Below are 24,592 nucleotides of genomic sequence, written 5' to 3'. Positions count from 1 at the left end.
CCCGGCCGGGGCGGCGGATCGAGCGGCGCCCGCAGCGCCGCTCCCCGGCGTCTTAGCCGTCGAGCCTCATGACCGTGAGCACGCCGTCGCCCGCGGGGGAGAGCACGGGCGCGATCGCCGGCGATTCGGACACGAGCGCGAGCAGGTCGCGCAGCGCCTGCGTGTTCTCGTCGCGCGCCGCCGGGTCGGGGACGCGACCGTGCGAGAACGCACCCGGCACGACGATGCAGCCGCCCTGGCGCACGACGCCGAGCGCGTACTCGAAGTGCTCGAGCAGCTGCGACGGCTGGGCGTCGAGCACGACGACGTCGTAGGCGGCGAGGTTCAACCGCGGCATGACGTGGCGCGCGTCGCCCTCGATGAGGCGGAGGCGTGACGCGGCAACCCCGGCATCGGCGAATACCGAGCGCGCCTCGCGCAGGTGCTCGGGCTCCACCTCGATCGAGGTGAGCGTGGCGTCGGAGAGGTAGCGCAGCAGCGCGAGACCGCTCACGCCGACACCGGTGCCGACCTCGCAGATCGCCTGCGCGCGGGCGAGCACGGCGATGCCGGAGAGCTGCGCGGCGACCGACCGGCTCACCGGTTCGATGCCGAGTTCGAGCGAGAGGCGGCGGGCGCGCACGAGGGCTTCGGTTTCGACCGGGTACTGCTCGGCGTACTGCCAATTGCGTTCGAGCTTGCTCACGTTTTCCTCCGGTGCTGCGTCGCCCCGGGGTCCGCGGTGGCCGACCCGCCGAAGGCGATCCTGCCCCACAGCGTAGGGCCGTCGGGGCCGAAGTCGGGGATCACACGCGGGCCTCTGACAAAGTGCCATTCGCACAGTCGATTCGTGTCCGCCGGGGTGCGCAGAGCGCTACGATAGCCCTGATGGGCCTGACGATAGAAAAGTTCATGGTGATCCTCGTGATCGCCATGTTCGTGCTGGGTCCAGACAGACTGCCGATGTACGCGCGCAAGCTCGGTGAGCTGGTGCGTAACGTCAAGCACATGGCCGACGGCGCGAAGGATCGACTCAAGGACGAGATGGGCCCGGACTTCGACGACGTCGACTGGCGTCAACTCGATCCGCGGCAGTACGACCCGCGCCGCATCATTCGCGACGCGCTGCTCGAGGACGAGCGCGAGGCGCGTAACGCGGCACGGCGTGCCCGCATGAGCGAGGCTGAAGAGCGCCGGGGCATCCGAGCCGAAACGTCGACGCGCGAGGCCGGTGCGAAACTTCTCTTTGACGAGGAAGCCACCTAGTGACTCCGGCGGATGAGGCGCGCGCTCGCCTCGCCGAAGAGGAGGTACGCCGTCTGGCGTACGTCGACAGCGTCACCGGTCTCGGGAACCGCGTGGCCATGCTGCAGGAGATCGATGAACTCGGCGCGCCGCCGCGCGAGGGGCGAGCATTCGCTGCGTTTCTCACCGCGAGCGTGGATGAGCTCTCCACCGTGAACGATGCGTTCGGTTTCGAGGCGGGGGATCGGCTGCTGCTCGAATCCTCGAAGCGTCTCCGCCAGCTGGAGGGCGACGGGGTCAGCATCGCTCGCATCGGATCGAACACCTTTGGCGTTCTGCTCTGCGATCTCGGCCCTGATCTGGCGGAGGCCCAGCGGCAGGTCCGGTCGGTCATCGACCGCGTGCTCGACCTGCTGGTCGACATCGTCGACCTCGGATCCGGGGTCACTGTGGGCACCGGCGCCTGCCTCGGCTATGTCATCTGGGCTCCGGAAGATGCCGATCTCGGGTCGTGGCTCGACGCGCGCGACTACATCGTCACCAACGACGCGAACGAGATCGTCAAGTGCTCGGAGATCGCGCGCAAGCGCTCACGCCGTATGAACGGCCAGCGACGCGTGCAGCAGTTCGAGCAGCGCATGCTCGACGCCGTGCACGAGCGCATGATGCTCGTCTCCGAGCTGCGATCCGCAATCGGCGAGAGCGATCTGCAGCTGTTCGCGCAGCCGATCGTCGATCGCGACCGCCGCGTCATCGGTTATGAGGGTCTGATTCGCTGGCAGCACGGCTGCCACGGCCTGGTGCCGCCGGATACCTTCATCCCGCTCGCGGAACAGACCGGACTCATCGTCGAGATCGGCGACTTCGTGCTCGAGGAAGCCTGCCGGGTGCTCGCGGGGTGGGCGCAACGGGAAGCCACACGCGATTGGACGTTCTCGATCAACCTGAGTGAGCGCGAGCTCCGCGTTCCCGATTTCGTCGAGCGCGTGCTCGGCACCGCCGAGAAGCACGGCGTTCCCGAGGGCCGTCTCAAGCTCGAACTCACCGAGAGCGTGCTCCACCGAGACATCGATCGCACGGTGCGGGTGCTGCAGACGCTGCGAGAGGCCGGCGTGATGTCGTCGCTCGACGACTTCGGCACCGGCTACTCGTCGCTCAGCTATCTGCGACAGCTTCCGGTGCAGCAGTTGAAGATCGATCGCTCGTTCGTATCGTCGATCGTCGACGACGCGCAGGCCGCTGCCGTGACGGAGACCATTGTGCAGCTCGGTCGCATCTTCGATCTGCAGGTCGTCGGCGAGGGCGTCGAGTCCGAGGCGCAGTTCCAGAAACTGTGCGAGCTCGGCGTCGATGCCTTCCAGGGCTACCTGTTCGGACGGCCCGAGCGCGTCACCGCGGGCTGAGACCGAGCGGACGCCCCGCGAGTCCGCGCCCGTCGGCGAGGATTGCGCGCGCGATGCGGAGAACCTCGGCAGCCGCGGCGTCGTTCGGCTCGGTGAGCACCGTCGGCACGCCCGTATCGCCGCCCGCGCGGAACGTCGGGCTGAGGGGGACACTGCCGAGGAGCGGCACGGGCCCGTGCTCGTCGTCGCTCAGCCGATCCGCCACCAACGCACCCCCGCCCGCGCCGAACAGCTCGAGCACCGTACCGTCGGGCTGCGGCAACCCCGCCATATTCTCGACAACGCCGAGCACCCGCTGACCGGTCTGGCGAGCGACGAGCGCGCTGCGCACCGCAACATCAGCGGCAGCCTCCTGGGGAGTCGTGACGACGAGCACCTCGGCCTGGGGGAGCAACTGCCCGACGCTGATGGCGATGTCGCCCGTGCCCGGCGGGAGGTCGAGGAGGAGCACGTCGAGGTCGCCGAACCAGACGTCGCGGAGGAACTGCTCGATCGTGCGGTGCAGCATCGGCCCGCGCCACGAGACGGCGGTTGTGCGGGGGTCGGCCTCGCCGAGGAACATGCCGATCGAGATGACCTTCACCCCGTGCGCCACGGGAGGCAGCATCATGTCGTCGACGCGCGTGGGCTGTTCGGTGCGGCCCTCTCGGCTGAGCCCCATGAGGCCCGGGATCGAGAAGCCGAAAATATCGGCGTCGACGATGCCCACGGTGAGCCCCTGGGCGGCCCAGGCGACCGCGAGGCCGGTGGTGATCGACGACTTGCCGACACCGCCCTTGCCGCTCGTCACGGCGATCACTCGCGTGAGCGAGTCGGGGCCGAACTGCTGCTGACGCGCACCGCGGTCACCGCGCACGCGCTCGGTGAAGGCTCGGCGCTCATCCGGAGTCATCACGCCCACGGCGACCTCGGCGCTCTGCACACCGGCGGCGGATCGCGTGGCCTCGAGCGTATCCGCCTCGATGCGGCGCGCGGCGGGGCATCCCGCGATGGTGAGGCGGATCGCCACGCGCGCGTGCCCCGCAGCGTCCACGGTGACGTCCTGCACCATGCCGAGCTCGGTGATGGGCCGACGGATCTCGGGATCACGGACGCGGGCGAGTTCGCTCCAGACCGCGTTCTCGGCCTGACTCACCTGCCCGGTGCGGTCCGAGTGCTCCGAGTGCTCTGTGTGCTCAGTGCGCTCCGAGTGCTCTGCGTTCTCCGAGTGGTCGGGCATCAGTTGCGCTCAGTCGGCTGCGCGGACGACCTGGTCGTGCTCGCGCGACCCGGTGACTCCCGCGATGCCTCGGCGTTCGCCGGCTCTTCCTCGGAGTCGTCCTCCGCGAGTTCCGCGAGCAGCGACTTCAGCTCGGCCCGCACGAAGTCGCGGTCCGGGAGCTCCTTGAGCGCGAGGCGCAGCGCGACGACCTCTCGAGCGAGGAACTCCGTGTCGGCGAGGTTGCGCTCGGCGCGCTGCCGATCCTGCTCGATCTGCACTCGGTCTCGGTCGTCCTGCCGATTCTGCGCGAGCAGCAGCAGCGGGGCCGCGTAGGAGGCCTGGAGCGACAGGATGAGCGTGAGCGCAGTGAAGCCCAGCGCGGCCGAGTCGAAGCGGTACGCCTCGGGGCCGTACGTGTTCCACGTGAGCCACGCGACGCAGACGATGGTCAGCGCGAAGAGGAACCACGGGGTACCCATGCCGCGAGCGATGCTCTCGGTCCAGCGGCCGAAGCGTTCGCTCTGGCCGGAGCGGTGCTCATCGCTCACGGGTGTCGCGCGGGAGCCCAGGCCGAGCGGCGCGTCGAGGCTGTCGTTGCGCTTGAACAGGCTCATCGCCGTGCCTCCGCGCTGCGACCGCTCATCGGAGCCTCGGGCTCATCGTCGGCGTGACGCCAGTCGTCAGGAAGCAGGTGGTCGAGCACGTCGTCGACCGTCACGGCTCCTACGAGGCGGTTCTGGTCGTCGACGACGGGGAGCGATACGAGGTTGTAGCTCGCGAGCCGTCGTGACACTTCGGCGGCGCTCGCGTGCACGGTCACCGGTTCGATCTCGGCGTCGATGAGCGAGGCCATCCGCTCGTGCGGGGGGAAGCGCAGCATGCGCTGGAAGTGCGCGAGCCCGATGTACTCGCCCGTCGGGGTCTCGTAGGGGGGATGCGTCACGTAGACCGCGGAGGCCATCGCGGGGGAGATCTCGGCGCGGCGGATCATCGCGAGCCCCTCGGCGACGCTCGACTCCGCCGCGAGCACGATCGGCGCCGGGCTCATGAGGCCACCCGCCGTGTCGGCGTCGTACACGAGGAGACGACGCACGTCCTCCGCCTCTTCCGGCTCCATCAGGTCGAGGAGTTCCGCGCCCTGCGCCGCGGGGAGCGCCGAAATGAGGTCGGCGGCGTCGTCGGCCTCCATGCGGTCGAGCACGTCTGCGGTGCGCCCGGCCGGCAACTGCGCGAGCAGGGCGAGCTGATCCTGCTCGCTCATCTCCTCGAGCGCGTCGGCCACGCGGTCGTCCGCGAGCTCACCGATGACCTCGATCATGCGCGCCTCGGGAAGCTCGAGCAGTGCTTCCGCGAGGTCGGTCGGCTTCAGGTCGATGAGGGTCTGAATGAGCAGCTCGGCGGAGCTCGTGCCCTCGGTCGTGTTGGGCAGCTGGAGCTCCGACCACTTCACGATGCGAGCGTCACCCCGGCTGAACGGCGCGGCGGGCCGCGGGAGCCGCACGAAGACTTCGGAGACGAGCCACTCGCCGGTTCGAGTGCGCTCGATGGCGGCGTCCTCGATGCGCGCGGCCTGAGGGGTGCCGCTCGGGCTCGAAGGCGCGAGTCGCACGTCACGGCCGATGAGCTCCGCGATCATGCGGGTCTCGCCGCCGCGCTGCTCGAAACGCCGCACATTGATGAGTCCCGTGGTGATCACCTGGCCGGAACCGATCGACGTCACGCGCCCGATCGGCACGAAGACGCGGCGTTTGCCCGGAATTTCGACGATGAGACCGACCACGCGCGGAGCGCTCGACGCCCGGAACACCACCAGTACGTCTCGCACCTTGCCGATGCGATCGCCCGCCGGGTCGAAGACACCCCGCCCCGCAAGGCGGCCGACAAAGACCCTCGAAGTACTCACACCCCTACGGTACCGCTCTGAGCTGGAACGCCGCGCGACTTCTGAAGCAGGGGTGAGATATTTACGTTCTCGATCTGTGCTGAAGCTGGTGTGCCTCGCGGCTATGGTGCCCCGGCTTTCCTGCTCGGGGCGGGATGAGCGAGCCCGGCCTTCGCAGGTGCTTGCTTGCGTGCATACCTGCTACATCGCTGCTTCAGAGAGCGCAAGCGCCGAGGCGCCAGTGAGTGAGGTTGCCGTCGTCAGCGTGATGCGGAGCGCTTCTGCGGAGTCGAGCCGACCGACGACTACAGGTATGGCGATGCCGTCTTCGATAGCGAGAAGTGCACGTGCAATATCGCGCGCGTGCGCGGTCAACTGCATAGTGCCGGACCGAGCGCCCGCCTCGAGGACCTCCTCGAATAGGTCGAGCTGTTCCGCCTCGAATCTTCGACCTGACGCAGCGATCCGATCATGCCGGATCGCCAGCGCGGAAAGCTCCATGAGCAGCACGGTCGCCTGGCGTGAACTCGAGCCCGGCTGCGGCACGCCGAGCGAGAGGAAGGCGCGCAGCTGATCAACCGGGTCAGTGATGCCGCGCACGTGCTCACGACGACGAGTCAGGTATTGATCCACGGCGGTGGCGTAAGTGTCCGCGTAGAGGTCGGAGAGATCGGGGTAGTAGTAGCTGACCGCAGCCGGTGTGAGGCCGGCTGCGTCAGCGATGTCAACGAGTCTCGCGCCCGACTGTCCGTGCTCGACGAGCAACTTCGAGGTGACCGAAACGAGTTCGCGCTTACGCGTTTCTTGATTGCGCGGTCGAGCCATTTCCTCATTCTCCCAGAACGTGGAACAAATCTCTTTTGACGCGAAGGAATTAATTATTTAATCTTTCATTAACAAATGAAAGGATGGCTATGAGCCGATCACTCGGTGTTGCGCTGGTGCAGCACCACTCCACCTCCCTGCCCGAATTCGAGCATCGCTTGCGTGCGATGGTTGCCGCGCATCCGCAGATGCAACTGTGGGTGTTCCCAGAACTGCACCTCGATTCGCCAGAGGGACAGGTCGACATTGAGCAACTCGCCCGCCCGCTCGGGGACGAGCGTTTTGCGCAGCTCGCGACGCTTGCGGCCGAGCTCGGCATCTGGCTGGTGCCCGGCACGTTCTATGAGCGAGCCGACGACGGACGCGTGCACAATACGGCGCTCGTGTTCAGCCCGGAGGGCACCGTGCAGGCGAGCTATCGTAAGATCTTCCCCTGGCGCCCCACCGAAAAGAGCGCGCCGGGTGACTCCTTCGCAGTCTTCGATCTTCCGGGCTACGGTCGCGTGGGGCTCTCGATCTGTTACGACATCTGGTTCCCCGAGCATGCACGGCACTTGGCCTGGTCAGGCGCCGATCTCATTCTCAACCTAGTGCAGACGAACACCAGCGATCGTGAGCAGGAGCAGGTCATCGTGCGCGGCAACGCGATTATGAATCAGGTTTGGATCGCCTCAGTGAACGCGGCTGCGCCGACGGGCCGCGGGCGGTCGCTCGTTGTTGACCCGGACGGTGTCGTCCGCATGTCAGCAAGCGCCGCGGGAGAGGAGATTTTGACGGCGACGATCGATTTCGCGCAGGTCAAAGACGTGCGGCGTTTCGGTACTGCCGGTGTCTCGCGCCCCTGGGCGCAATTCCGCCCCGATGACCGACCGATCGATCTACCGCTCTATTCGGGCCAGATCACCCCGGGTCAGTGGGCCGCTCGCGCTGCGGAGCTCCCAGCATGAGCGTCGTCATGGAAGCGACTGGTGCTTCTACACGGAAGCTTTTGCCTCGTCTCGGGCTGCTCGGTGTCGTCTTTTTCGGCCTCGCCTATATGTCTCCGAGTATCGTAACGTCCACCTTCGGCGTCGTCTCCGAGGCGAGCCATGGCGCAGCGCCAACGGCATATCTTGTCGCAACCGCGGCCATGCTGCTGACGGCAATCGCCTATGCAGTGCTGGCTCGTGAATATCCCACAGCGGGATCGGCGTATACGTACGTTGGCCGCACCCTCGGCCGAGTGGTGGGCTTCTTCGCGGGTTGGGTGATCCTGCTCGACTATCTCTTCCTGCCGATGGTGGCGTGGCTCATCCAGTCGACGTACCTGCACGCGCAATTTCCCGGTATCCCGTTGTGGGTGTGGCTGCTTATCAATGTCGGCACGACCACCATCATCAATCTGCTTGGTATCGCCCTCGCCGACCGGGTCAATATCGTGCTCACGGTCGTTGCGATGGCCTCGGTCGCGGCGCTCGTCGTCGTGCTGTTGCTGTTCCTCGGCCGCGAGGGCGGCGGCTCGGCGACAGATGCAATGTGGAACCCTGAGACGAACGTGGTGGCGGTGAGCTCGGCAGCAGCGGTGGCCGCGTACTCGTTCCTCGGCTTCGACGCGATCAGCACTCTCAGTGAAGAAACGAAGGTGCCTCAGCGTGACATCCCACGGGGTATCGTGCTCGCCGTGCTGCTCGGCGGGTGCATCTTCGTCGGTGTTTCCTTCCTGATGCAGCTCGTGCACCCGGGTGGAGCCTTCGAAAACCCGGATACCGCGGGGTACACGATCTCAATCTTCGCGGGCGGCGAAGCGTTCACGAACGTCAACAACCTGGTGAGCGTGATCGCCGGTTTCGGTTCGGGGCTTGCTATTCAGGCGACATCGAGCCGATTGCTCTATGTCATGGGACGCGACGGCGTACTGCCGCGAGCGATCTTCGGTCGGCTCAGCTCAGTATTCCGGGTTCCGTGGATCAACATTCTGCTGATTGGACTGATCGGCCTGCTCGGCATGCTGCTCGACATCGGGAAGGCGACAGCGTATATCAACTTCGGCGCGTTCCTCGCGTTCGCACTCGTGAACCTGGCGTTGCTCGTGTGGATCTGGAAGACATTCCGTCCGCGCAGCTCGACCGCACGGGCTGCACTTCTCAGCGTGTTGCCGATCGCCGGATTTGCGGTCGACCTGTATCTGTTCTCAAAGCTGCACCCTGAGGCATATGCGATCGGCGGCGCCTGGCTGGTGCTCGGCATCGTGATGCTCGGTATTGCCACTCGGGGATTTAGACGCCCCGTGCCAGTGCTTTCCGAGCATGAGTAACTGACCCGACAACTCGGCATTGGTCACCTTGGGTGTCGCGAAGCACCGACGGGCGCCTGCAGAGTCATCGATCTGAGGCGAATATTCGAGCCCGGCACCGCATAGATCCGCGCGGCGCCGGGCTCGCTTATTCGCTGACGGTCGCGAGGTCCAGGTGTTCGTCGTCGCTGCAGCGATCGAGAGTACCTGGGGCCCGCGTTGCACGTAACTCGCTGTCGTAGTGAAAAGGACGCCTTTTAGCGGCGCACCGCTCGGAACTCCGATGCGCAACTATTCACCGGCCGCGCACGAAGTGGGAGAATCGGGGTATGAGCAATCCAGGCGGCCCCATTCGATCCACGCGTCTCCCGCTGGTCCCCGAGATCCCGAAGGGCGACATCGTATCGACCTACGATCGGTACGAGGATGCGAAGCGAGCGGTCGACGTGCTCGCGCGCGCGAGTTTCCCGGTGCAGCAGATCAGCATCGTGGGCAACGACGTGCGGAGCGTCGAGCGGGTCACGGGGCGCCTCACCTACGGTCGCGTCGCGCTGATGGGCGCGCTGTCGGGCGCGTATCTCGGGCTCTTCCTAGGTCTTCTCCTCTTCATCTTCCAGCCCGATAACGGCGCGATCCTCGGGGTGTTCGTGGCCGCCGTCGTCATCGGCGCCGGCTTCGGCATGCTCTTCGGCGTGCTGTCCTACGCCATGAACCGCAACCGGCGAGACTTCTCGTCGGTGATGCAGATGGTGGCGACGCGCTACGACCTGATCACCGCGCCGGAGCTCGTGCACGAGGCGCGGCGGGTACTCACGGCGTCGGTCGGCGAGTAGGCGGACGGGGCGCCGGGCACCCAGCGAGCGGCCAGCCGCCCCCGCACAGCCGTCGTCTAGCTCTCCCGAAGCGCCTTCTGGATGCGCTGCAGCGACACGGGCTCGGCGGTGCGCAGCTGCTGCGCGAACAGGCTCACACGCAGCTCCTCGATGAGCCAGCGAGCTCGCTCGAGTCGCGCGGGTGCGTCCGCGGGGAGCGGGATCGCGCCGCCGGCCTCCTCGAAGAGCGCGAGCGCCCGATCCACCTCGTTCTGCCACGCGCGGTCGCGCCCCGCGTTCTGCGCGAGCGCCTCCATGCGCAGCCGCACCGCCTCGAGATACACCGGCACGCGCTCGAGCCGGGCGAGGCCGGTGAGCGACACGAAGCGATCGAAGACGAGGCCGTCGACCTGCCGCGCGGCGTCGGCGACCTGCCCGAGCACCTGCAGCGACTTTGCCCCGTCGATCGCCTTCCGAGCGAGACGCGCGCCGTCGAGCACGCGCGCGGTGAGCGCGATCGCCCCGTAGATTTCGTCGATGAGGGATCGCGCGTAGTCGTCTGCGAGCGCCTCGAAGGCGGACTGGGTCCACACGAGCCCATCGGGAGCGTGTCGGCGGATCACTCGATCCGCAACCGCGAGTGACACGTCGGCGATCGCGAGGTCGAGGGAGCGATACGGACCCGCACCCAGGAGGAGCTTCTCCTGATTCGAGAGGTGATCCCGGACGTAGGACGCAGGCGACGGCGAACTCAGCACGAGCAGGCGGCGGATCCCACGCCTCGAAAGCCGCGCCTGCTCCGCTTCGTCCGCGACGAGCGCGAGGTCGACCGAGGTCCGCCGATCCACGAGCGCGGGATAGGCCCGCACCACACCGGCACCCGCGCCTCCGCGGCCCTTCGCGTAGCTCGAATCGACGTGGCGCGGCACGTCGCCGAACACCCAGGTGGTCGCACCGGTGCGCTCGAGATCGCTCTTCGGCAGCGCGGCCGCAGCGACCTTAGCGACGCCCTGGGTCGCGCGCTCGCGGTGCTTCGCCTGCAGTTCGGCGAGGTCCTTGCCCGTGCCGACCGTGCGACCGCGCCCGTCGACGACCCGGAAGGTCGGCGTGAGGTGCGCGGGGAGACGCTCGGCGTCGAAGTCCTCGGCCGAGACCGGCACGCTCGTGCGCTGACGGATTTCGGTCGCGAGGAGCTGCGTCAACGAGGGCGCTGGGCCGCCCGGCGCGACCGGCGCGTCGAGCTGCGGCTCCACGGTCGCGAGCAGCGTGCGCGCCCAGTCCGACGCCGGCACGACGTGCTTGCGGATCGCCTTCGGCAGCGTCTTGATGAGCGCCGTGACGAGCTCGTGGCGGAGCCCGGGCACGAGCTTCTCGAAATCGGAGCCCTCGAGCCGGGGGAGAAGCGGCAGCGGCACGTTGACCGTGACGCCGTCATCCTCAGCCGTCGGGTCGAAGCGGTAGCGCAGTCGCAGCGTCTGATCGCCGTGGCTCCACTGCTTCGGGAACCCTTGCTCGTCGACCGCGTCGGCCTCGTCCTCCATGAGGTCCTCGCGCCGGAGGTGCAGGAACTGCGGCTCGCTCGCGCGCTTCTGCTTCCACCAGCCCTCGAAGCTGCGGGTCGACACGACATCGGCGGGGATCCGCGCGTCGTAGAACTCGAAGATCGCCTCGTCGTCGCCCACGATGTCGCGGCGGCGCGTGCGCTCCTCGAGCTGCTCGAGCTCACGGCGGAGCTGGCGGTTCGCGCGGTCGAAGGCCTGCGGCGAATCCCACTCGCCGTCGACGAGCGCGTGGCGGATGAAGAGCTCGCGCGCGTGCTCCCGGTCGTAGCGCGCGAGCTGAACGCGGCGCCGGTCGACGATCGGCACGCCGTAGAGCGTGACCCGCTCGTAGGCGACGGCCGCACCTTGGCTCTTCTCCCAGTGCGGCTCGGAGACCTGGCGCTTCGCGAGCGGGCCCGCGATCTCCTCGGCCCACGCCGGGTCGACCACGGCGTTCGACCGCGCGAAGAGCCGCGAGGTCTCGACGAGCTCGACGCTCATCACAACCTCGGGCGGCTTCTTCGCGAGTACGGAGCCGGGGTAGAGCACGAACCGCGTGCCGCGGGACCCCAGGTACTCCTGCGCGGCCTTGCGACGCGGGCTGCTCGCGGCGCGACCGCGGGCGGGCGCCGAGCGATCCTGCCGGTCGTCACGCACGCCGAGCTGCGAGAGCAAACCCGCGAGAACGGAGCGGTGGATCGCGTCGCCGGATCCGCCCGTCGCTTCAGAGCGGGCTTCGCCCGAAACCACCGCCGCACCTGAGTCCACTGCTGCGCCGGGGGTGCGCGACCCGCCCGAACGCTTCGGTGCCTTCGCGATGCGAGCGAGCTGACGGTACAGATCCATCCACTCGCGCACGCGCAAGAAGTTGATGTACTCGGCCTTGCAGAGCCGCCGGAATGCGCTCGACGAGAGCTCGCGCTGCTGCTTCTGCAGGTAGTTCCAGAGGTTCAGGAGCGTCATAAGGTCGCCCTGCGGGTCAGCGAAGCGCCCGTGCAACTCGTCGGCGCGGCCGCGCTCGGCCTGGGGGCGCTCGCGCACGTCCTGGATCGTGAGGCCGGCGACGATCGCGAGGACCTCGGGCACGACCTCGTGGCGGCGCGCCTCGATGACCATGCGCGCGAACCGCGGCTCGATCGGGAGCCGCGAGAGCTCGCGACCGACCTTCGTGATGCGGGGACGCTTCACCGCGTCGATCGCGCCGAGCTCGGCGAGCAGCCCGAGCCCGTCGGAGATGCCGCGCGCGTCAGGCGGCGTGAGGAACGGGAAGCGGGCGATGTCGCCGAGACCGAGCGCGAGCATCTGCAGGATGACCGAGGCGAGCCCCGTCCGGCGGATCTCGGGCTCTGTGAACTCGGGGCGCGACGCGAAGTCCTCCTTCGAGTAGAGGCGGATCGCGATGCCGGGGCTCGTGCGGCCGGAGCGGCCCGAGCGCTGGTTCGCGCTCGCCTGGGAGACGGCCTCGATAGGAAGGCGCTGCACTTTGCTGCGCGCACTGTAGCGGGAGATGCGCGCGGTGCCGGCGTCGATCACGTAGCGGATCCCCGGAACGGTGAGCGACGTCTCCGCGACGTTGGTTGCGAGCACGATTCGGCGCGCCCTGCCGGGCTTCTGCTCGAACACCCGGTGCTGCTCGGCCGCGCTCAGCCGCCCGTAAAGGGGGAGGATCTCGGTGCGGGCGCCGCGGGGCGTCGAACGCAGCCGCCCCCGGAGCGCGTCGGCGGCGTCGCGGATCTCCGCCTCGCCCGACAGGAACACCAGCACGTCGCCGGGAGCCTCCTTCGCGAGCTCATCGACTCCGTCGCCGATCGCGTCGAAGAGGTCGCGCTCGATTGTGGTGACCTTCACGTCGCCGGACTTCGGGTCGGGCCGCTCGATGCGCTCGACGAGCGGCCGGTAGCGCAGCTCGACCGGGTAGGTACGGCCCGACACCTCGATGACGGGGGCGGGCTCGTGCGTCGTGGGATCCGCGAAGTGCTTTGCGAAGGACTCGGGGTCGATCGTCGCGGACGTGATGATGACCTTGAGGTCGGGGCGGCGCGGGAGCAGGGTGCGCAAGTACCCGAGGAGGAAGTCGATGTTCAGGCTGCGCTCGTGGGCCTCATCGATGATGATCGTGTCGTAGGCGCGAAGCTCGCGGTCGCGGTGGATCGCGTTGAGCAGAATTCCGTCGGTCATGAGCCGCACACGCGTCTCAGCAGAAACCTGATCCGTGAAGCGCACTTGGTAACCGACGAGGCCGCCGAGCTCCGACCCGAGCTCCTCCGCGACCCGCTCCGCGATCGTGCGGGCGGCGATGCGGCGGGGCTGCGTGTGGGCGATGCGCTCGCGGCCGAGCGCGAGCGCGATCTTCGGGAGCTGGGTCGTCTTGCCCGATCCCGTTTCGCCCGCGACGATGACGACCTGGTGCGAACGGATGGCCTCCGAGATCTCGTCGCGCATCTGCGAGACGGGAAGCTCCTCGGGGAACGAGATGGTGAGCGGGGGGAGCGGCATGATCCCTCTATTATCCCGCCCTCTGCACCGTTTCCCGGAGCGACCTCGGGCGTACACTGGCGGCGGCCGCACCGGTCGCTTCGTCGACCGGCTGCCACTCCGGTTCGTCGACGAAAGGGCATCATGACCGCACTCCCGATTCCGAACATCGAGCTGCAGCACGGCACGCAGATCCCGCAACTGGGCGTCGGTGTCTTCCTGGTGGAGCCGAGCGAGACCGAGTCGGTCGTCTCGACCGCGCTCGAGGTGGGCTACCGCCACATCGACACCGCCGCCGCGTATGGGAACGAGGCCGAGGTGGGCCGGGCCATCGCGTCGAGCGGTCTCGCCCGCGAGGACGTCTTCGTCACGACGAAGCTGTGGAACGCCGACCAGGCGCGCGCTGCTGATGCGTTCCAGGTGAGCCTCGACAAGCTGCAGCTCGACCGCGTCGACCTGTACCTCATCCACTGGCCGCAGCCGATGTTCGGCGAGGCGCTCGGGGCGTGGAAGGCGCTCGTCGACATCGCTGCGTCGGGTCGTGCCGCCGCGATCGGCGTATCCAACTTCGAAATCGATCACCTCCAGCAGCTGATCGACGAGACCGGCGTGGTGCCGGCGGTCAATCAGATCGAACTGCACCCGCTGCACCAGCGCCGCGAGCTGGCCGAGTTCTGCCGGGAGCACGGCATCGCGATCGAGGCGTGGGGGCCGCTCGCGCAGGGCAAGTCGGACCTCTTCGAGCGCCCCGAGCTGCTCGAGATCGCGCGCGCTCACGGCAAAACCCCCGCGCAGATCGTGCTGCGGTGGCACGTGCAGCAGGAGCGCATCATCTTCCCGAAGACGACGCGTCGCGAGCGCCTGTTCGAGAACGCGGACCTCTTCGACTTCGCGCTAAGCGACGCAGAGATGTCGGTGATCGACGGATACGAGGCAGGCACGAACTTCGGGCCTGACCCGCGCACCTTCGACGCGCGCTGATCCGCCGCCTCACTGCTCCGGTGACAGTTTGGTGCGTTATTCGCGCTGAAAACGCAGCAAACTGTCACCGGAAGCGCTGGTCTGGGCGCGCGCGCCCGTGAAAAGCAGAGCCCGCGCGGAGCCCTAGGATAGAGAGCATGTCCAAGGTTCTTTCTTCCCTCCCCGTGGGCGAGCGCGTCGGCATCGCCTTCTCCGGAGGTCTCGACACCTCCTGTGCCGTCGCCTGGATGCGCGAGAAGGGCGCGGTGCCCTGCACGTACACGGCCGACATCGGCCAGTACGACGAGCCCGATATCGACGGTGTCGCGGGCCGCGCCAAGGAATACGGCGCTGAGATCGCCCGCCACGTCGACGCGAAGCGTCCGCTCGTCGAAGAGGGGCTCGTCGCGCTGCAGACCGGCGCCTTCAACGTGCGCTCCGGCGGCAAGACGTACTTCAACACCACGCCGCTCGGCCGCGCCGTCACCGGCACGCTGCTCGTGCGCGCGATGAAGCAGGACGGCGTCGACATCTGGGGCGACGGCTCCACCTACAAGGGCAACGACATCGAGCGGTTCTACCGCTACGGCCTGATGGCGAACCCCGCACTGCGCATCTATAAGCCCTGGCTCGACAAAGACTTCGTCGAGGAGCTGGGCGGCCGCCACGAGATGAGTGAGTGGCTCGTCGCCAACGGCTACCCCTACCGTGACGCCACGGAGAAGGCGTACTCGACCGACGCGAACATCTGGGGCGCGACGCACGAGGCGAAGAAGCTCGAGTTCCTCGACGCCGGCCTCGACATCGTCGATCCGATCATGGGCGTCGCGGCTTGGCGCGAAGACGTCGAGGTCGCGACCGAAGAGGTCTCGGTGCGCTTCGAGGCGGGCCGCCCCGTTGCGATCAACGGCGTAGAGTTCGACGATCCGGTGGCGCTCGTGTACGAGGCGAACGCGATCGGCGGCCGTCACGGTCTCGGGGTCTCCGACCAGATCGAGAACCGCATCATCGAGGCGAAGTCGCGCGGCATCTACGAGGCGCCGGGCATGGCCCTCCTGCACATCACGTACGAGCGTCTCGTCAACGCGATCCACAACGAGAACACGCTCGCGAGCTACCACACCGACGGGCGCAAGCTCGGTCGCCTCATGTACGAGGGCCGCTGGCTCGACCCCGAGTCGCTCATGCTGCGCGAGGCGCTGCAGCGCTGGGTCGGCTCGGCCGTCACGGGCGAGGTTACGCTGCGCCTGCGCCGCGGCGACGACTACACCATCTTGAACACCGAGGGCCCGAACCTGAGCTACCACCCCGAGAAGCTCTCCATGGAGCGCACGGTGGGCGCGGCATTCGGCCCCGAGGATCGCATCGGGCAGCTCACGATGCGCAACCTCGACATCGCCGATTCGCGCCAGCGCCTTGAGCAGTACGCTCAGCTCGGACTCGTGGGCGGCGCGACCGCTGAGCTCGTGGGCGAGCTCGAGCAGGGCGGCGCGGCCGAGATCGCGAACGCGGTGGGCGGGATCGACGAGGACGCCGACGAGCTCGGCCTCAGCGCCGCATTCGACGCCGGTACTGACTGACCTGAGCGCCGCCTGACGGCAGCGCTGACTGATGCGCGAGAGCCCCCGCCGGATCTGGCGGGGGCTCTCGCGTTATTGGAGCTCACTCAGGAACGCGAACGGCCCGACTCCTCCGAAGAGGAACCGGGCCGTCGGCGGGATAGCGTTAGGACGCGCGGCGGGCGCGAGCAGCGCGGCGCTTCAGGGCGCGGCGCTCGTCCTCGCTCAGTCCGCCCCACACGCCCGAGTCCTGGCCGGTGTCCATCGCGTACTGCAGGCACATCTCGGTGACGGTGCACCGCGCGCACACGGACTTCGCACGCTCAATCTGCTCGACCGCCGGGCCGGTGTTACCGACCGGGAAGAACAGCTCCGGGTCTACGGTGAGACATGCAGCCTGTTCACGCCAATCCATGGGGTCCTCCTCTGTAACGCACGCACGCGAACAATCCGAAGACCGGATAGCCTAGAATTCGCGCCGTAACAACCTGATACGTGGCTTGAGAATGCTCACGTCGGTGTGCGCGAAACTCGACGGGTTATATAGTTCCACGGATGTAGAAGCAAATCAATAGGTTCAGTGCAATTTCAGTGAAAGCGAGTCGCAATGCCCTCGACACCTTCCGTTCATCGGCGCTCCATCATCGCGTGGGCCGTGCTGCGGGTGCTTCTGGTGCTCGAATCGCTCCTGCTCGCGGGAGTGACGATCTTCTCGGTAGTGGGCGCGATCGGCTCGCGCGGACCCGTCGCGCAGAGCGTGAGCATCGTGCTCATGGCCGTGCTCGCGCTGATCTGGGTCGTGGTGACCGCGGTCGCGGCGATGCGGGGCAACGCGAGCTGGGTTCGCGGTTCTGCGCTCACGATCCACGTGCTGATCTTCGCAGCGGGAACGGGCTGCCTGCAGCTCGGGATCGGCTCGTGGCAGTTCGGGTTCGCGCTCGTCGCGGTCTCGCTGTTGGGCTTCGCAGCCGCGGTGCTGGCGCGGCCTGAGGCGCGGCCAGAGGTCTGAGCTGGCGCGGCTGAGCGCGCGGCTAGGCTTAGCCGGTCAGTACGGGGGGGCGGGATCTGCGGCGGCGGTGCCGCCGCAGATCCCGCCCGTCGTGCAGTGGATAGCTCGTCGTGCGGGCCGTTTTCCGGCGTGTCGCCCCGTTTGAGCGGTGATCCACTGCACGACGGGCGCGGCGCTACACCTCGAGGAGCTTGCGCACTCGCGCGACGTGCCCGGTGGCCTTCACGTTGGTGAGGGCGTGCATGATCCTGCCCTCGCCGTCGATCACGAACGTCGAGCGGATCACTCCCTCGACGATCCGCCCGTAGTTGTTCTTCTCACCGAAGGCTCCGTAGGCCCGGTGCACATGCGCGTCGGGGTCGCTCAGCAGCGGGTACTCGAGGCCGTCGCGGTCGGCGAAGCGGCGGAGCTTCTCGACCGAGTCGCGTGAAACGCCGAGCACCCGGTACCCGGCGGCCTCGAGCGGCGCGGTCGAGTCGCGGAAGTCGCAGGCCTCAGTGGTGCAGCCGGGGGTCATCGCCTCGGGGTAGAAGAAGAGGATCACCCGCTGTCCCGCGTACTGCGCGAGGGCGTGGGTGTTGCCGTCCTGGTCGAGGAGGGTGAAGTCGGGGGCCTGCTGGCCGGGCTCGAGCACTACGCGATCAGTCATGAATCCAGCCTAGCGGCGGAGGGCGGGGTGCTTCGTCTCGCTGGAGGTGGCACAGCCGAGACGCGCATACGGGCCCGTGCTCCGCCCCACGGGGAGCGCGCCCCGCCGCACTCCTACTTCAGCAGGCGCCGCAGCGACTCCACGCGCCGCGCGCCCGCGGCGTCGAGGCGCCCGTCGCGCATGGCTTCGTCGAGCTCGCAGTCGGGGGCGTCGTCCTGGTGCGTGCACCCGCGCGGGCAGTTGTCGATGATCGTGGCGAGATCGGTGAAGCCTCGCAGGATGCCCTCCGTGGTGACGTGTCCGAGCCCGAACGAGCGCACGCCCGGGGTGTCGATCACCCAGCCGATGTCGCCGTGCGCGGCCCCGGGGGTGCTCGCGCGGAGCGCCACCGAAGAGGATGAGGTGTGCCGCCCACGGCCGGTGACCTCGTTCACGTGACCGGTCGCGCGATCAGCCTCCGGTACGAGCGCATTGATCAGCGTGGACTTACCGACGCCGGAGTGCCCGACGAACACCGTCGTGCGACCGGCGAGCGACTCGCGGATCTCTGCGAGGGGCCACGCATCGGGCGACGAGCGGAACACCGGCACTTCGAGTGCCGAGAAGTGCGCGAGGAAGGGCTCGGGGTCCGCGAGATCCACCTTCGTGATGCAGATGAGCGGTGAGATGCCCGCGTCATAGGCCGCGACGAGATACCGGTCGACGAGACGCACTCGCGGTTCGGGGTTCGCGGCGGCCACGACGATGAGCATCTGGTCGGCGTTCGCGACCATCACCCGCTCGACGCGGTCGCTGTCATCGGCGCTGCGCCTAAGAAGGGTGCGCCGCTCCTCGACCGACACGATGCGCGAGAGCGTGCCTTCGGCGCCGCTCGTGTCGCCCACGAGCTGCACGCGGTCGCCGATGACGATGGAGGTGTTGCGCAGTTCGCGCGCGCGGGAGGCGAGCACGCTGCGTTCAGCGGGGGACTCGGGGTCGGCGCCAGCCGCGATGAGCGCGGTGTACCGCCCGCGGTCCACGGCGGTGACCATTCCCGATACGGCGTCCGCGTGCTCCGGCCGCCGCTTCGTGCGCGGTCGATTGCCCTTCGGGTTCGGGCGCAGGCGCACCTGGTGGTCGGCGTACGACTCGTAGGGGTCATCGCCGTCGTCGTCGGGGGAGAGCCAGCTCACGCTCCGAATCCCTCGGTGAGTCCCGCGATGAACCCGGTGAAGCTGAGGGTGCCGTTCGCGGGCAGCTCGGCCCCGTTCGTGCTGGACGCTCTCGGAGCGAGCATGCGCTCCCACATCTCGGTGAACCGCGGCAGAGTCTTCGTCGTCGACGACACGCCCTCGATCTCGACGCCCGGTACCCGCAGCCCGATGAGCGCGCCCGTCGTTGCCATGCGATGATCGGCATACGAGTGCCACGTTCCGCCCGAGAGCGCGGCGGGGCGGATCGCGATGCCGTCCTTAAGCTCATGCGCACTGCCGCCGAGCGCGTTGATCTCGTTCACGAGCGCCGCGATCCGGTCGGTTTCATGGTGGCGGATATGCCCGATGCCGGTGATCTCGCTCGCTTCACCGTCGGTGCCGTCAGTTCCATGCGCGGCGAGGGCGGCGAGGCCCACGAGCGTGGGGGCGAGCTCGCCCGCCTCTGGAACGTGCAGATTCACGCCGCGCGGCGCACCGCTCCCGCGAACGGTCAGTTCGCCCAAGTCGTCGCGCTCGACCGTCGCGCCGAATTCCGGAAGCAGCGAGCGCAGCACATCTCCGACCTGCGTTGTCCGCTCCGGCCAGTGCGGAATGGTGACCTCGCCTCCGACCGCGACGGCGGCCGCGAGGAACGGTGCAGCGTTCGAGAGATCAGGCTCAATGGTGACGTCGACCGCGCGCACCGGCCCGGGCGCCACGCGCCACTCGCCCTGAGCGGGGGAGTCGACCTGGACCCCGCGCGCCCGCAGCACGTCGAGGGTCATCTCGATGTGGGGCAGGCTGGGCAGGCGCTCGCCGGTGTGCACCACGTGCACGCCCTCGTCGAAGCGCGCCCCCGCGAGCAGGAGTGCGGAGACGAACTGGCTCGAGAGCGAGGCATCGAGCTCCACTCGGCCGCCGCGCAGCCCGCCCCGCCCGTGCACCGTGAAGGGGAGCGCCCCGCGCCCCTCGTCCGCGATGTCTGCGCCGAGGGCGCGCAGCGCATCGAGCACCGGTCGCATCGGCCGCTTCCGGGCGTAGGGGTCGCCGTCGAAGGCGACCGGACCGAGCGCGAGTGCGGCGAGCGGCGGCACGAAACGCATGACGGTGCCCGCGAGACCGCACTCGATCGACGTGGAGCCCGTGAGCTCCGCCGCAGGCGTGATCCGCAAATCGGGGTCTGCCCCCGAAGCGCCCGTGCTCGCGATCTCCTCGATCTCCGTGCCGAGGTCACGAAGGGCCCCGATCATGAGAGCCGAATCGCGCGAGCGCAGGGGAGCGTGGAGCACGCTCGGCCCGTCGGCAATGGCAGCGAGCACGAGCTCGCGGCCGGTGAGTGACTTCGAGCCGGGAAGCGGCACCGTGGCGCGCAACGCGCCGGTGGCCGAGGGGGCCGGCCACAGTGCCTCGGCGCCCTCGAGATCTGCGGCGGTGCCCGTCTCCTCGCCGTCTTTGCCCGGGTTCATCTTCGAGATCAGCATCGTGGCCGATTCTACCCGCAGCCTCCGACACTAGGATCGAGTGCGTGAGTGATACCGCAGCGCAGGCGAGGCTGGAACAGCGCTTCAAGTCGGAGGCGCTTCCGATGCTCGATCAGTTGTACGGCGCTGCCATGAAGATGACGCGAAATCCGCAGGACGCGCAGGATCTCGTGCAGGAGACCTACCTCAAGGCGTTCTCGGCATTCAAGTCGTTCCAGGAGGGCACGAACCTCAAGGCGTGGCTGTATCGCATCATGACGAACAGCTACATCAACACGTATCGCAAGCGCCAGCGGGAGCCCTACCTCGGTGCGGTCGATGAGCTCGAGGACTGGCAGCTCGGCGGTGCGGAGTCGACCACCGCGATGTCGTCGCGCTCCGCCGAGGCCGAGGCGATCGATCGCACGCCTGATTCCGTCGTCACCGACGCACTCAATGCCCTGCCCGAGGACTTCCGCATCGCGGTGTATCTCGCCGACGTAGAGGGCTTCAGCTATCAGGAGATCGCCGACATCGCCGAGGTGCCGATCGGCACGGTGATGAGCCGCCTGCACCGCGGTCGGGCGCGCCTGCGCAAGGCGCTCGGGGAATACGCGAACGAGCAGGGCGTTGGACTGGGTGCGGGTGCAACGCCGAAGAAGAAGGGAAAGGCGTGATGACGAACGATTGCGAGCAGGCGAAGGCCAATCTGTATGAGCTGCTTCGCGGTGAGTTGTGCGCCGAGGAGTCGGCGCCGATCCGCCAGCACATCGCAGAGTGCCCCTCGTGCCAGAACGAGCAGCACGTGTGCGAGCAGCTGACGAACGTCGTCAAGCGGGCGTGCGAGGAGGAGCGAGGAAGCAACTGCCCTCCGGGCGAACTGCGCGACGCGATCCTCCGGAGCCTGCACGCAGAAGGACCCGCCGCCGTCTGAGCGGTCGCTTCCGCGCGGCATCGGAGCCGCAATTCGGGCATTCCGAGTCGGCCTTCGCGTCCTCGCGCTGAGCGTTCGCGACAGCGGGGATCGCTTCGCCCTCTCCGTGAGGCCCGAAACCACCCTCGCTCGCGCACACGCCTCGGGGACGAGAGCTAAGCAGGAGCTCCGGTTAGGTTCCTCGTCCGCTGGGGGCGGCCGTTGCCCTCGTAGGCGAGGTAGCCGCGCTGCATCTCGATCTGATCCGCAATATACGAGGCGTCGTGCCAGACGCCCCAGATGAAGCTCGACCCGCGCCGCGCCTGCCAAGGCAACCCCAGAAAGTACACGCCGGGTTCAGCCGAGACGCCGCGCTCGTGCTTCGGGCGACCCAGCTCGTCGGTGGCACCGCCGGGGAGCCAACGGTAGTCGGACCGGAACCCCGTCGCCCAGATCACGTTCGTGACCCCGGCCTCTTCGAGATGGAGTTCTCGGAGCGGGTGCGTCACCGATTCCGGCAGTGGACCGAGGTCCCGCGCCTCGGGCTCCTCCGGCAGGTCGATCCCCGTCCGAGCCACGTACGCGTCGGCGGCATCGAGTACTGAGAGATAGTTCGTGTCGCCCGCGCGAATGTCTCGCTCAAGTCCGTCCTCGAACCTGAGCACGCCATCCTTGAATGACGCGGCGCGGCCGACGAGAGTGACACCATCGCGGGCGAGATCGCGGAAGTCGATCGTGCGTCCGCCGTTAGCACCGCTGACCGCGATCGTCGTGTGCTCGGCGCCCTCGGGCGGCGTCGACTTCTCCCAGAGCCCGAGAGTGCCGAGCCACCACACGAAGCTGCGGTCGCGGTAACGCTGCGGAGGACGGTCGTGGGCGCCGACCGCGAGGTAGGTGTCCCGACCACTCGCGCGGAGTTCGTCCGCGATCTGCACCCCTGATGATCCGGCTCCTACGACCACGACCCCGCCCTCGCGCAGCTGATCGGGATTGCGGTACTGGCTCGAATGAATCTGGTCGATGCCCGCGCCCTCGGGAATGATTCGGGGAAAAGCGGGCTGCTGGAAAGCGCCCGTCGCTGCGACGACGAACCTCGCCGCGACGTCTCCGGCGCTGGTCTCCGCGACGAAGCCGCCATGGCTGGTATCTCTTCGGACGCCGAAGACCTCGACACCGGTGCGCACGGGCAGGTCGAACTTCGCGACATAGTCCTCGAAGTATCGAGCGACGCGCTCCTTCGAGGCGAATTCGTCGGGATCGACGTCATCGAACTCGAGGTTCGGGAAGCGGTCATGCCACGCCGGCCCGTTCGCGACCAGTGAGTCCCAGCGCATCGTGCGCCAGTTCTCGGCAATGCGGTTCTTCTCCAACACGATGTGCGCGATCCCTCGCTTCGTCAGGTGCTCGCTGAGTGCGATCCCCGCCTGGCCTCCACCGACGACGAGGACTTCCGTGGCCTCCGCCTGCTGGCTCGTCATAGTTGATCTCCGCTCGCTTCATTCCGTCATCGCGACGTGCTCGCTCGCCTTCGAATGAGACGCTTCTGCGTGTGCTCGAGCCGTCGATACTGATAGCAAATCTCGCGGGGAGCCGCGAACGCCAATAGACGTTCGCGGTCATCTGCATCAATTCAAATGATTGACGCCTCTTTCAGCATCGCAAATGATGAATCTTGCGACGCGGCGACTGCCCTCCCTAGCGGGAACCTTGCTCAGCGGCGGACTCGGCGAGCACCTCTCGCGCTGCTGCCGCCACGGCGTTTGCCCGCGCCGAGCGCTGCACCTGCTTGGGCGAGGAGACCATGATGCGCAGCGCAGGCACGTCATCCGAGATCTCGAGCGTGACCGTACGCGCGCCCGAATAAGTTTCGGCGATTCGCGGGCGCTGGTGCAGGAGCGAGAAGCCGAGCTTCATCGCAACCATGGAGCGAACGGTCTCATAGCTCGGAGTGCGGAACTTTAGACGCGGAGTCACCCCGGCGTGCCGGAGCAGGCTCATGAAATGACTACTCGAATCCGGCAGGTCGAGGAGAACGAAGGGGTCTTCCGCGAGCTCGGCAAGTGCCACGGTTTTTCGCGATGCCAGGGGGTGCTCGGCGTCCACGAGGACGTGCGGGCGCACCTCGCCAACGACCTCGCTCGCGACGTCGTCAGCCTCCGTGAGGGAGTATCCGAGCCCGATCTCCGCTCGTCCGCCCCGAAGCGCCGCGAGGTATTCTTCGTGGTCGCCCTCGATGGTGGTGAGCTGCAGGCCGGGATGGCGATCCTGCAGTTTCGCGAGCAGAGGTGGCAGGTAGAACGGCGCGAGCGTGTTGAAACACGCGATGGTGATGCTGCCTCGTACCTCATCGCGGTCGGAACGGAGGCGGTCGACAGTGTCTCCCAAGAGACCGAAAAGCTGTTGCGAGTCGCGGAGGAGCATCTCTCCCGCGGGTGTGAGCACGAGACCCTTGGAGTGCTGACGCACGAACAGAGTGGTTTCGAGCGAGCGCTCGAGGTGGGAGATCGCGGTGGACACGGCCGACTGCGCCACGTGAAGCTCTTGGCTCGCGAGGGTCATGTTGAGCGTGCGAGCGCACTCCGCGAAGTAGCTCAGTTGGGTGAGGGTGATTCCGAAGCGTTGGACCATGTTCGCCTCCATGCGAGCCGACCGAATCGCGAAGTCATCGCGCTCGGCCCCGAGGAATCGGGCGCGGCGCCAGCGTATCTCGAAAATCGATACGCTAGCTAACTTTAAACTATTTTACAGATGCTTCGACAGCTTCAACAATTGCGGTAGCCAGTCTTTCCCGCACTCGATGAGGAGGAATCCGTGAGCGAGCCGACGCACCAGCGCCTCAGGATGTTCAATACGAAGGACACGTACCCGGAGCAGAACCTCGACAACGACCTGTGTCAGGCGGTCGTGGCGAACGGTGTGGTCTACCTCCGCGGTCAGATCGGTCAGGATCTCGAGACGAGAGAGTCCGTCGGCGTAGGCGACGTGGTTGCGCAGACCGAGCAGGCGATGAGCAACATCAAGATGTTGCTCGAGGAAGCCGGCAGCAGGATGGAGGACATCGTCAAGGTGACGGTGTACATCATCGATCCGCGCTATCGCGAGGACGTGTATCGAACGATGGGAAAGTGGCTCAAGGGCGTCTTCCCCGTTTCCACGGGCATCGTCGTGCAGGCGCTGGCGCGACCTGAGTGGCTCGTCGAGATCGACGCGACCGCCGTTATCAGCGAGCAATAGC

The 24,592-nt window shown here is 67.7% G+C and carries 23 protein-coding genes; 11 read left to right on the top strand and 12 right to left on the bottom strand.

Annotated elements, in window-relative coordinates; all coding sequences use genetic code 11:
- Positions 1-52: 52 nt before the first annotated feature.
- Positions 53-685, bottom strand: a complete 633-nt coding sequence (locus tag WFH00_RS00375) for an O-methyltransferase (protein WP_336658541.1) — start codon at positions 683-685, stop codon at positions 53-55.
- A 182-nt stretch (positions 686-867) separates the two neighbouring features.
- On the opposite strand from WFH00_RS00375, the gene WFH00_RS00370 reads away from it, so the two are divergent.
- Both WFH00_RS00370 and WFH00_RS00365 read left to right on the top strand, forming a co-directional pair.
- On the top strand, positions 868-1,245 hold the full coding sequence (locus WFH00_RS00370; RefSeq protein WP_336658540.1) for a twin-arginine translocase TatA/TatE family subunit: 378 nt from the start codon (positions 868-870) through the stop codon (positions 1,243-1,245).
- Entirely contained in the window at positions 1,245-2,627 is a 1,383-nt protein-coding gene (locus WFH00_RS00365) for a putative bifunctional diguanylate cyclase/phosphodiesterase (RefSeq protein ID WP_336658539.1), read from the top strand. The genes WFH00_RS00370 and WFH00_RS00365 overlap by 1 nt, the downstream gene beginning before the upstream one ends.
- Here the strand turns inward: WFH00_RS00365 and WFH00_RS00360 are convergent.
- From WFH00_RS00360 to WFH00_RS00345, 4 genes are all read right to left on the bottom strand, one after another.
- On the bottom strand, positions 2,614-3,846 hold the full coding sequence (locus tag WFH00_RS00360) for an Mrp/NBP35 family ATP-binding protein (RefSeq protein WP_336658538.1): 1,233 nt from the start codon (positions 3,844-3,846) through the stop codon (positions 2,614-2,616). The two genes, WFH00_RS00365 and WFH00_RS00360, sit on opposite strands and share 14 nt — an antisense overlap.
- Positions 3,846-4,442: a DUF1003 domain-containing protein gene (locus tag WFH00_RS00355; RefSeq protein WP_336658537.1), complete on the bottom strand. Its 597-nt coding sequence runs from the start codon at positions 4,440-4,442 to the stop codon at positions 3,846-3,848. Before WFH00_RS00355 ends, WFH00_RS00360 begins: the two co-directional genes overlap by 1 nt.
- Complete coding sequence (locus tag WFH00_RS00350; protein WP_336658536.1) at positions 4,439-5,731, bottom strand: magnesium transporter MgtE N-terminal domain-containing protein; 1,293 nt, start codon at positions 5,729-5,731, stop codon at positions 4,439-4,441. Before WFH00_RS00350 ends, WFH00_RS00355 begins: the two co-directional genes overlap by 4 nt.
- A 180-nt stretch (positions 5,732-5,911) precedes the next feature.
- Entirely contained in the window at positions 5,912-6,535 is a 624-nt protein-coding gene (locus WFH00_RS00345; RefSeq protein ID WP_336658535.1) for a TetR/AcrR family transcriptional regulator, read from the bottom strand.
- 89 nt (positions 6,536-6,624) lie between these two features.
- Here WFH00_RS00345 and WFH00_RS00340 point away from each other — a divergent pair, with 89 nt between their 5' ends.
- The 3 genes from WFH00_RS00340 (at position 6,625) to WFH00_RS00330 (ending at position 9,640) form a co-directional block, all read left to right on the top strand.
- Entirely contained in the window at positions 6,625-7,482 is an 858-nt protein-coding gene (locus tag WFH00_RS00340; RefSeq protein ID WP_336658534.1) for a carbon-nitrogen hydrolase family protein, read from the top strand.
- Positions 7,479-8,828, top strand: a complete 1,350-nt coding sequence (locus WFH00_RS00335; protein ID WP_336658533.1) for an APC family permease — start codon at positions 7,479-7,481, stop codon at positions 8,826-8,828. Before WFH00_RS00340 ends, WFH00_RS00335 begins: the two co-directional genes overlap by 4 nt.
- A 308-nt stretch (positions 8,829-9,136) precedes the next feature.
- Positions 9,137-9,640, top strand: coding sequence for a general stress protein (locus WFH00_RS00330; protein ID WP_336658532.1), 504 nt, complete (start codon positions 9,137-9,139; stop codon positions 9,638-9,640).
- Between the two features lie 56 nt (positions 9,641-9,696).
- Here the strand turns inward: WFH00_RS00330 and hrpA are convergent, their stop codons facing one another.
- The gene (hrpA, locus tag WFH00_RS00325) at positions 9,697-13,656 is read right to left on the bottom strand and encodes an ATP-dependent RNA helicase HrpA (RefSeq protein WP_336658530.1); all 3,960 of its coding nucleotides are present in this window, start codon (positions 13,654-13,656) and stop codon (positions 9,697-9,699) included.
- Positions 13,657-13,779: 123 nt separating this feature from the next.
- Here hrpA and WFH00_RS00320 point away from each other — a divergent pair, with 123 nt between their 5' ends.
- Positions 13,780-14,616, top strand: a complete 837-nt coding sequence (locus WFH00_RS00320) for an aldo/keto reductase (protein ID WP_336658528.1) — start codon at positions 13,780-13,782, stop codon at positions 14,614-14,616.
- Positions 14,617-14,753: 137 nt separating this feature from the next.
- Entirely contained in the window at positions 14,754-16,175 is a 1,422-nt protein-coding gene (argG, locus tag WFH00_RS00315; RefSeq protein ID WP_336658527.1) for an argininosuccinate synthase, read from the top strand.
- Between the two features lie 145 nt (positions 16,176-16,320).
- On the opposite strand, the gene WFH00_RS00310 is transcribed toward argG, so the two are convergent.
- The gene (locus WFH00_RS00310) at positions 16,321-16,569 is read right to left on the bottom strand and encodes a WhiB family transcriptional regulator (protein WP_010156721.1); all 249 of its coding nucleotides are present in this window, start codon (positions 16,567-16,569) and stop codon (positions 16,321-16,323) included.
- 192 nt (positions 16,570-16,761) lie between these two features.
- Here WFH00_RS00310 and WFH00_RS00305 point away from each other — a divergent pair, with 192 nt between their 5' ends.
- Positions 16,762-17,163 (top strand): hypothetical protein, encoded by a 402-nt coding sequence (locus tag WFH00_RS00305; RefSeq protein WP_336658525.1) that lies wholly within the window; start codon positions 16,762-16,764, stop codon positions 17,161-17,163.
- Positions 17,164-17,338: 175 nt separating this feature from the next.
- On the opposite strand, the gene bcp is transcribed toward WFH00_RS00305, so the two are convergent.
- The 3 genes from bcp to aroA all read right to left on the bottom strand — a co-directional run bounded on the left by bcp (position 17,339) and on the right by aroA (position 20,465).
- Entirely contained in the window at positions 17,339-17,812 is a 474-nt protein-coding gene (gene bcp, locus WFH00_RS00300; RefSeq protein WP_336658524.1) for a thioredoxin-dependent thiol peroxidase, read from the bottom strand.
- Positions 17,813-17,925: 113 nt separating this feature from the next.
- Entirely contained in the window at positions 17,926-18,984 is a 1,059-nt protein-coding gene (gene rsgA / locus WFH00_RS00295; protein WP_336658523.1) for a ribosome small subunit-dependent GTPase A, read from the bottom strand.
- Positions 18,981-20,465 (bottom strand): 3-phosphoshikimate 1-carboxyvinyltransferase, encoded by a 1,485-nt coding sequence (aroA, locus tag WFH00_RS00290; RefSeq protein WP_336658521.1) that lies wholly within the window; start codon positions 20,463-20,465, stop codon positions 18,981-18,983. Before aroA ends, rsgA begins: the two co-directional genes overlap by 4 nt.
- 44 nt (positions 20,466-20,509) lie before the next feature.
- On the opposite strand from aroA, the gene WFH00_RS00285 reads away from it, so the two are divergent.
- Together WFH00_RS00285 and WFH00_RS00280 are read left to right on the top strand one after the other, a co-directional pair.
- Positions 20,510-21,121 carry a sigma-70 family RNA polymerase sigma factor gene (locus WFH00_RS00285; protein ID WP_336658520.1) on the top strand — a complete coding sequence of 204 codons (612 nt, stop codon included), beginning with the start codon at positions 20,510-20,512 and terminating at the stop codon, positions 21,119-21,121.
- Positions 21,121-21,378: a zf-HC2 domain-containing protein gene (locus WFH00_RS00280; protein WP_336658519.1), complete on the top strand. Its 258-nt coding sequence runs from the start codon at positions 21,121-21,123 to the stop codon at positions 21,376-21,378. The genes WFH00_RS00285 and WFH00_RS00280 overlap by 1 nt, the downstream gene beginning before the upstream one ends.
- 155 nt (positions 21,379-21,533) lie before the next feature.
- On the opposite strand, the gene WFH00_RS00275 is transcribed toward WFH00_RS00280, so the two are convergent.
- Together WFH00_RS00275 and WFH00_RS00270 are read right to left on the bottom strand one after the other, a co-directional pair.
- The gene (locus WFH00_RS00275) at positions 21,534-22,835 is read right to left on the bottom strand and encodes a flavin-containing monooxygenase (RefSeq protein ID WP_336658518.1); all 1,302 of its coding nucleotides are present in this window, start codon (positions 22,833-22,835) and stop codon (positions 21,534-21,536) included.
- A gap of 217 nt (positions 22,836-23,052) precedes the next feature.
- Positions 23,053-23,985 (bottom strand): LysR family transcriptional regulator, encoded by a 933-nt coding sequence (locus tag WFH00_RS00270; protein WP_336658517.1) that lies wholly within the window; start codon positions 23,983-23,985, stop codon positions 23,053-23,055.
- Positions 23,986-24,168: 183 nt separating this feature from the next.
- On the opposite strand from WFH00_RS00270, the gene WFH00_RS00265 reads away from it, so the two are divergent.
- Complete coding sequence (locus WFH00_RS00265) at positions 24,169-24,591, top strand: RidA family protein (protein WP_442918757.1); 423 nt, start codon at positions 24,169-24,171, stop codon at positions 24,589-24,591.
- The last annotated feature ends 1 nt before the right edge of the window (position 24,592 follow it).

This window comes from Leucobacter sp. USHLN153, from assembly GCF_037145615.1.
GTDB lineage: Bacteria > Actinomycetota > Actinomycetes > Actinomycetales > Microbacteriaceae > Leucobacter.
The sequence above is the reverse complement of the archived record's forward strand: the minus strand, read 5'-3'. Positions and strand labels throughout refer to the sequence as shown.